The organism is Candidatus Methylomirabilota bacterium, assembly GCA_028870115.1.
Taxonomy (GTDB): Bacteria; Methylomirabilota; Methylomirabilia; order Methylomirabilales; family Methylomirabilaceae; genus Methylomirabilis.
In genome coordinates this window covers 1-1079 of record JAGWQH010000090.1, presented here as the reverse complement: position 1 = coordinate 1079, position 1079 = coordinate 1, and the positions used below count along the sequence as shown (strand labels likewise).

Genomic DNA, 1079 nt, shown 5'->3' with positions numbered 1-1079 from the left:
CCAGAGATCGGCGAATCCGTACTGTCCTACGTGGACCTTGTCCAGAAAATCTGCTAACCCCCACTGGTCCCAGAAGGGAACACTGACCCCATAACGGGCTACTGTCATCACAATCAACAGCGGAGGAACACCGGCGCCAACTAGAGGGAACACAACATATAATCGATCCCGAAATGTCTTCAGCCCGGACAAATTCAGAATCATTCACAACTACCCTTTCTGCGTTCCCGACATATTAGTAAGCTCAAGGAAAATCTCCTTGAGGGGGCGGGTGATTTCCCATTGGGGATAATCGGCCTTTAGTCGACGTAGATCGCTGATGTAGCAGATGTGGTCGCCGACCCGATTCGTCTCCAGATACTCCACCGTCAGTCGCTTCCCCATCAGCTCCTCGAACCAGGCGACAGCTTCAAGAATCGATGTACTGTTGCCTCGACCGCCCCCAAGATTATAGATGGCGGCTTGACGGGGGGATTCATAGAATGCCAGAAAGGCGGTGCAGACGTCGTGGGCGTGGATATTATCCCTCACCTGTTTTCCCTTGTAGCCGTAGATGCGGTAGACGCGATCCTCTTTGATCGCCTTCGCCAGGTACGCCAGGAAACCGTGAAGCTCCGCTCCAGAGTGGTTGGGACCGGTCAAGCATCCGCCACGAAAGCACACCGTGGGCATACCGAAATATCGGCCATACTCCTGCACCATCACATCGGCGGCCAGTTTGGATGCTCCGAAGAGGCTGTGCAGGCTCGCATCAACCCTGCAGTATTCGTCGATCCCCTCGAAGTCAGCGGGATCTGCGTAATCCCATCTCGTAGATAGCTCGACAAGGGACTTCTCGTTCGGCGCGTCGCCATAGACTTTGTTGGTGCTCATGAAAATGAATGGCGTCTCCGGGCAGGAGCGACGGGTCGCCTCCAGGAGGTTTAAGGTCCCGACGGCGTTGACCTCGAAGTCTTCGAAGGGCCGGTCCTTAGCCAGGTCGTGAGAAGGCTGGGCGGCGCAGTGAATGATCAGGTCCGGGCGGTGGTCTCGCAGGAGGGCAAGGATCGCCTCCCGATGGCGGATGTCCAACTCGTGAT

The 1079-nt window shown here is 56.2% G+C and carries 2 protein-coding genes; both read right to left on the bottom strand.

The genetic code is table 11. From position 1 onward, the window contains the following. Window positions 1-204: hypothetical protein (locus KGL31_10075; protein MDE2322245.1), on the bottom strand; the 204-nt coding region annotated here is incomplete at its 3' end. A gap of 6 nt (window positions 205-210) precedes the next feature. Beyond that, the coding region (locus tag KGL31_10070; GenBank protein ID MDE2322244.1) for an NAD-dependent epimerase/dehydratase family protein at window positions 211-1079 on the bottom strand (869 nt) is incomplete at its 5' end.